This is a genomic window from Protofrankia sp. CiP1_Cm_nod4 (assembly GCF_982290645.1).
On record NZ_CEVIVC010000013.1, the window covers coordinates 40,783 to 46,884 of the forward strand.

The following is a 6,102-nucleotide window of genomic DNA, read 5'->3' on the forward strand; positions in this document are numbered from 1 at the left end:
CGCGGGTCCGCGCCCGAGGCATCCAGAAGGGACCGCCGATGACCACATCCCCGGGGACCGTCGTGGTCACCGGAGCGTCGACAGGGATCGGCGCGGCGACCGTGCGTCACCTGATCGGCCAGGGCAGACAGGTGATCGCGGGCGTACGCCGGGAGGAGGACGCGACCGCGCTGAAGACCGAGCTCGGCGAGCGGGTCGTGCCCGTCCAGCTCGATGTCACCGATCCGGAGGCGGTGGCGGCGGCGGCTGTCACCATCCGCGGTACCGTCGGGGCCGAAGGCCTTGCCGGCCTGGTCAACAACGCGGGTATCGCGGTCGCCGCGCCGGTGGAGTTCCTTCCGCCGGCGGAGCTGCGCCGCCAGCTCGATGTCAACGTCGTCGGCCAGGTCGCCGTCACCCAGGCGGTGCTCCCCCTGCTGCGGGACGGGCACGGCCGGATCGTCAACGTGGGCTCGATCGGCGACCGGGTCGTCTCCCCGCTGCTCGGCGCCTACACCGCGTCGAAGTTCGCGCTGGCCGCGCTCACCAGCACGCTGCGCATCGAGCTCGCCCCCTGGGGAATCGACGTCGTCCTCATCGAGCCCGGAGCGGTCACCACACCGATCTGGCGGTCGGCGGCGGCATCCGCCGACCGGCTGTTCGCGACGCTGCCCCCGGCCGTCGACACGCTGTACGGCAGGCAGATCGCCGCCGCCCGCGCGGGCGCGAAGCGCAACGAGGCCGCCGGGATCCCCCCGGCGGAGGTCGCGAAGGTGATCGTGCACGCGCTGACCACCCAGCGGCCCCGTACCCGCTATCTCGTCGGCAGGGACGCCCACATCGCCGCCGCCGTCGCCCGGCTGCCACCGCGGGTGCGCGACCGCATCGTCCTGCGCCGGACGCAGTGACCACGATCAGCCGTACCGGCTGCCCCTGAGCGTCACCGGCCGACCGCGACCGCCCGGCTGCGCGACCGCCCGGCCGGCCCTGCCAGCCGGGCGTGGTCCGGCTGCCCCGGGCGTCAGCCGACGTGGACGAAGGGCCGCCGGGCCGGTTCGGGCTCGGCTTCACGCAGCACCTCGCGGGTGACAGGCGCGACCTCGCCGACCCCGATGAAGAGGAACCGCAACAGGTTGAGCAGCGGATTTCCCTCGCCCCACTCGAAATAGACGTGCGGCCGCTCACCGGTGAAGTCACGCAGGTACAGCAGCAGTGCCGCGATCGCGTTCGGCACCGAGGTGCTCGTCAGCTTCAGGATCCGGTAGCCGTGACGCTCCTCGCCCCGGACGTCCAGCTCGCTTTCGAACTCGGACGCGTCCGACACCGTCACCTCGACGAAGAGCAGCGGATCCCCGTCGGGGATATGCAGGTCGTGACGTTCCTGCTGTTCCTTGTCGGAGTACTCGGCGGCGTCGCGCAGGTCCGGTTCATTGGCGATCAGCCGCAGCTCACCGGCGCGGGCGGCCTCGGTGACGAACCGTGTCGCGGTGTCGTCCAGGCGGACGTCCGTGACACGCAGCTCGAACGCGCGTATCCCGCGCGACGCGAACGACACGACAATGATCGCCATAATGAAGAACGAACCGATGATCAGGCCGTCCGGCCGTTCGATGATATTCGCGATGGTGGTGTAGACGAAGACGGTCGAGATGGTCGCGAACCCGGCGGTGTACACGCGCCGACGCCGTTTCGCCGAAGCCAGCGTCACCGCCAGCGACGCCGACGTGATGAGGACGAGCACACCGGTCGCGTAGGCGCCGGCCTGTTTGTCGACACTGGCCCGGAACAGCACCGTGACGACGAACGCGACCACGGTGAACACCAGGACCAGCGGGCGGACCGCACGCGCCCAGTGCGGGGCCATACCGTAACGCGGCAGATAACGGGGCACCAGATTGAGCAGCCCCGCCAGCGCGGACGCCCCGGCGAACCACAGGATCGCGATGGTGCTGATGTCGTAGCAGGTCCCGAAGACGGTGCCCAGCAGTTCGTGGGCGAGATAGGCCAGGGCGCGGCCGTTGGCGGCACCACCCGTCTCGAATTCCGCCTTCGGGATGAGCAGGGTTGTCACCATGCTGCTGGCCAGCAGAAAAACGCTCATAATCAACGCCGCTGTGGTGAGCAGATGCCGGGTTCCCCGGATCCGCCCGGTGGGACGCTCCTCGGTGTCGGACGCGTCCCCGCGGATGAGCGGCATCACCGCCACCCCGGTCTCGAAACCGGAAAGGCCCAGCGCGAGCTTGGGGAACACTATGAGCGCCACCCCGATCATCACCAGGGGGTTCGGGTGCTCGGCCACCATCAGTGCGCGCCAGTCGTCGACGACGTGCGGGGTGCGCAGCACCTGGGCCACACCGGCCAGCACGACGACGAGGTTCAGCGCCAGATAGATCATGACCAGGGCGACCGCGATACCGAGGGCCTCGGTGAAGCCCTTGAGGAACACCGCGGCGAGCAGGGCGAGCAGCACCAGCGTGACCAGCAGGTTGTGGCCGTGCAGGAAGTGCGGGGCGTACGGGTTCTCGATGAGGTGCGCGGTGGCGTCGGCAGCCGACAGGGTGATCGTGATGAGAAAGTCGGTGGCGGCGAAGCCCAGCAGGACCAGGACGAGCAGCTTCCCCGACCACCACGGCAGCAGGTGTTCCAGCATCGCGATGGATCCCTCGCCGTGGGGGCTTGCCGACGCCACCTTGCGGTAGACGGGCAGGGCCCCGAAGAGGGTGAGCAGCACGAGGATCAGGGTCGCGACCGGGCTGAGGCTGCCGGCGGCGAGAGCGGCGATGCCGGGCTGGTAGCCAAGGGTGGAGAAGTAGTCCACTCCCGTGAGACACATCACACGCCACCACGAGTGCCGTCGATGCTCGACCGACGGCTGGGTGTGCGGCCCCGCGTGCCGCCGCGACCGCTCGGCCAGGCCCTGGAGCAGCCAGGTACGTAGACGCTGGTCGTGCTGGTTTCTCCGGAGAGGCTCTGTGACGGTCACTGCCAGTGCCTTCCATCGGATACGGAGTCGCGTCGAGGGTAAGGGTTCGTTCATAACCACATCCCGTAGTCGCCAGGCGGCCTACCGGTCGACCGTGCGTCACCCCGAAGGGCGATGTTCGACCTGTTGGCGATGTTCGGCCTGTTGAGGAAGCGCGACACAACGCGGCCAAACGAGCCGGAGTCTACGGCGCGGCCACGCCACACGCAGAGGTGTCCGGATCATTGGCCACGAGGGCATCCGGCTGCATTCATCATCCGTCCGCCCGGTGCCTGATCGTGTTGTTCGGCACATGATCCCGCGGCCGTGACCATCAACACGTAACCCTCGTCACAAGAGCATCGGCAAACGTGGCGGACCGGCCCGGCCGCGGTCACCGGCGGGCCGCGCGGCAGAGCGGAAGATTCCCGACGACGAAAATATTCGTGACACTACCGGAGATAGCGGAAATTTTTCGCTGATCCATTTGCTCCACCCTCGCTCCGCGACGGACGAGGGGCCTCGGGAGAGCCGAGGGACATCAGGAGAACGGCGCGGGACGCGCGGCCGGCAGCCGGCGGCACACCGTCCCGCCCGGGTGGCCGCCGGGACGGCGTGGATGAGCACGGCATACGGCCGGGCACGGCTTTCACGAAGAGGGTGACAGGGATTACGGGCTGACGAGGCGGCCGACATGGCGCGGCCGGGCACGGGCATTGCCCCCTGAGACGGTCCGGGGCACAACGGCCGTGCGGGATTACCTCCGGCCGGCGGGCCACCCGGCCGGCCGCCTGGATTCGTAGCCCCGGGCCCGGCCTACTTGGCCGGGACGTTCAGCGCGGCGAGCGCCGAAGCCCAGCGAAAATACTTCAGACTGGCCAGATCGGCCACTGTTTTGATGTTGAATGCCTCTCGCAGCAGCTCGCCGTCACGGTCGGAAACCCCTTTCAGAGCCGACACCGGGGCGGCCAGGATCTCCGGCAGCTCCCTGTCCGCCCACGCCTTGTCCAGCACTTTGTCGAGATCGATGGCAGCCATGATTTCCTCGTTTCCTCCTGGCGTCCGACGGTCCCGCCATCCGGCCGGCGGCCCCGGTGCCCACAAGTATGATGCCGCACCCGGAAACGCACCAGCGGCACCCACTTCCCGGACGCCCGCCGGGTGGTGGATTTTTCGGGCCATACGCCTGCACCGATGAAATCCGGAAAGTCACCAGAAACGTGCCGAATACCCTGGGTAATAGGGTTCGTGGGCCGACCCGCCGGCCGCGGTCCCGTTACAGCGGGCCGGCCGGGGAATTCGCCGCGGCAGCCGTTGCCCGCCCCGTCCGCCTGCTCCCCCTCTCTCGTCCGCCTATTTCCCCCGTCTGCCTATTTCTCCCGTCCGCCGTCGGCCGGGCCGGCGTCTTCCGGTTCCCGCAGTGCCGCTTCCGGTTCCCGCAGTGCCGCGCGCTCACCGGGAGGTTGACCACCACGTCCTTCCGGACGAGCCGGAAACCGTCGAGAAGGTACACATTCATCATGATCATTACCGCCGATCGTGACCGCACTGCGTCCCACCGTTGGATGATCATCCTAAAAGGCTTTTCGTCGCGCAACGACGGTCTGTCCGCCAGCTGTCCGTCGGACATCTCGAACGTCCTGCGGACATTCCGGACAGATGTTCCGCGGCCACCCCGGCGGCCGTCCCGATGAATCTCCCGGCAGACGTCCCCACGGACGCCGGCCGACGGCACGGACGCGGCGGACAGGACAGACGGAGCGGACGGGACAGACGGAGGGGACAGACGGAGGGGACGGGACAGACGGAGCGGGCGGAGCGGTTCACGGTGCGGCCAGCCCGGTCGGGCGCAGGGGGCGGGCCCACGCGTGACCGTGGCCGGGAAGCGACCAGCCGTGAGGATGCCACGGGAATCATGCGCGGGACGCGAACGCCCCGCCACGATCGCGGCCCGGTCTCCCGGCGGAATGCCCGTGGCCCACCAGCGGGCCCGCCCAACGCGGACGGAACGGTTCACACATCAGATACGGCACTTCATTCCCGCTCCGTGGACGCGCGCAACCTTCCCCGACATCGGATATCATGTATATAATTCTGGCCTTTACATCGTCCTACTCGAACGGCACATCGCCACCTCCGAGGAGAGGTTCCCGTGGCCAGACGACGACCCGGTTCGGTTGCTCGCAAATCGCGCGCCGAGCAGGTAGCCGCTGACATCGAGGGCGAGATCCTCGAGACGCGGCTGCCGATCGGCGCGCACCTCGGTCGGCGCGTCGAGTTCATGGAACGGTTCGGCATCAGTCCGACAGTCATGAACGAGACCCTGCGGATCCTGCGCAACCGGGGCCTGGTGGGCGTACGCCCGGGCACCGGCGGCGGCATCTTCGTCGCCAGCCTGCCCCCACAGGTCCGGCTGGGAGCGATGGACCTGTGGTTCCACGACTCCGGTACCCATCCCCTCCAGCTGTTCGAGGCCCGGATGCACCTCGAGGCCGGCCTGGCCGCCGTCGCCTTCGACCGCGCGACCGCCGGTGACGTCGACGCGATCCAGGACGCCTATGACCACATGGCCTCGGCCCGGGACGCGCGCGGCTACGTCGAGGGCGCCATGAGCATGCACCGCGCGCTGGTCACCGCCGCGCGGATCCCGGTGCTGGACGGCATGCACCAGAGCGTGGTTGCCCTGCTCGAGGCGACGCTGAGCCGGGCGACGTTCGTCGACGGCCACGAACCGATGCTCCGGCACAGCCTGAACGTGCACTCCGACATCATCGAGGCGATCCGCACCCGTAATCGCTTCGCGTTCGACAGGGCGATGAAACTCCACAACGACGACCTGATTCGAACTGACGATCCGCACCCGTCCCCGAATATCAGAAAAATCTCCTCCGCCGGCACGCGCGCCCCAGTGGCCGAGCTGACCGGATGATGACTGGGCAACGCCATTGCCCGTTGCTCGCGGCGGGCACCGGGTCCGGCTGACGGCGCGGGGACCGGGCATTCATCACGGTTTTGTTCCCGGTCCGGCCGGTGATACCTCACCTGACGCGCCCCGCACCGCGCCGGGGGCCACCAGAGCCGCCGGCCGCGCGACGATGTTCGTCATCGCGCGGCCTTCGACCGTCACGACTGCTGATCGTCACAGGTTCCGCCCGTCACAA

4 protein-coding genes are annotated in these 6,102 nt (G+C 68.8%); 2 read left to right on the forward strand and 2 right to left on the reverse strand.

Translation table 11 applies throughout. The features are described from left to right. The first annotated feature begins 38 nt into the window (after positions 1-38). On the forward strand, positions 39-887 hold the full coding sequence (locus tag AC5LSR_RS04815; RefSeq protein WP_250282886.1) for an SDR family oxidoreductase: 849 nt from the start codon (positions 39-41) through the stop codon (positions 885-887). A gap of 113 nt (positions 888-1,000) precedes the next feature. On the opposite strand, the gene AC5LSR_RS04820 is transcribed toward AC5LSR_RS04815, so the two are convergent. Both AC5LSR_RS04820 and AC5LSR_RS04825 read right to left on the reverse strand, forming a co-directional pair. Beyond that, positions 1,001-2,962: an APC family permease gene (locus AC5LSR_RS04820; RefSeq protein WP_250282884.1), complete on the reverse strand. Its 1,962-nt coding sequence runs from the start codon at positions 2,960-2,962 to the stop codon at positions 1,001-1,003. 795 nt (positions 2,963-3,757) lie between these two features. Then, positions 3,758-3,979 carry a hypothetical protein gene (locus AC5LSR_RS04825; RefSeq protein ID WP_250282883.1) on the reverse strand — a complete coding sequence of 74 codons (222 nt, stop codon included), beginning with the start codon at positions 3,977-3,979 and terminating at the stop codon, positions 3,758-3,760. 1,114 nt (positions 3,980-5,093) lie between these two features. Between AC5LSR_RS04825 and AC5LSR_RS04830 the strand changes: the two genes are divergently transcribed. After that, entirely contained in the window at positions 5,094-5,870 is a 777-nt protein-coding gene (locus AC5LSR_RS04830; protein WP_250282881.1) for a FadR/GntR family transcriptional regulator, read from the forward strand. Positions 5,871-6,102: the final 232 nt, after the last annotated feature.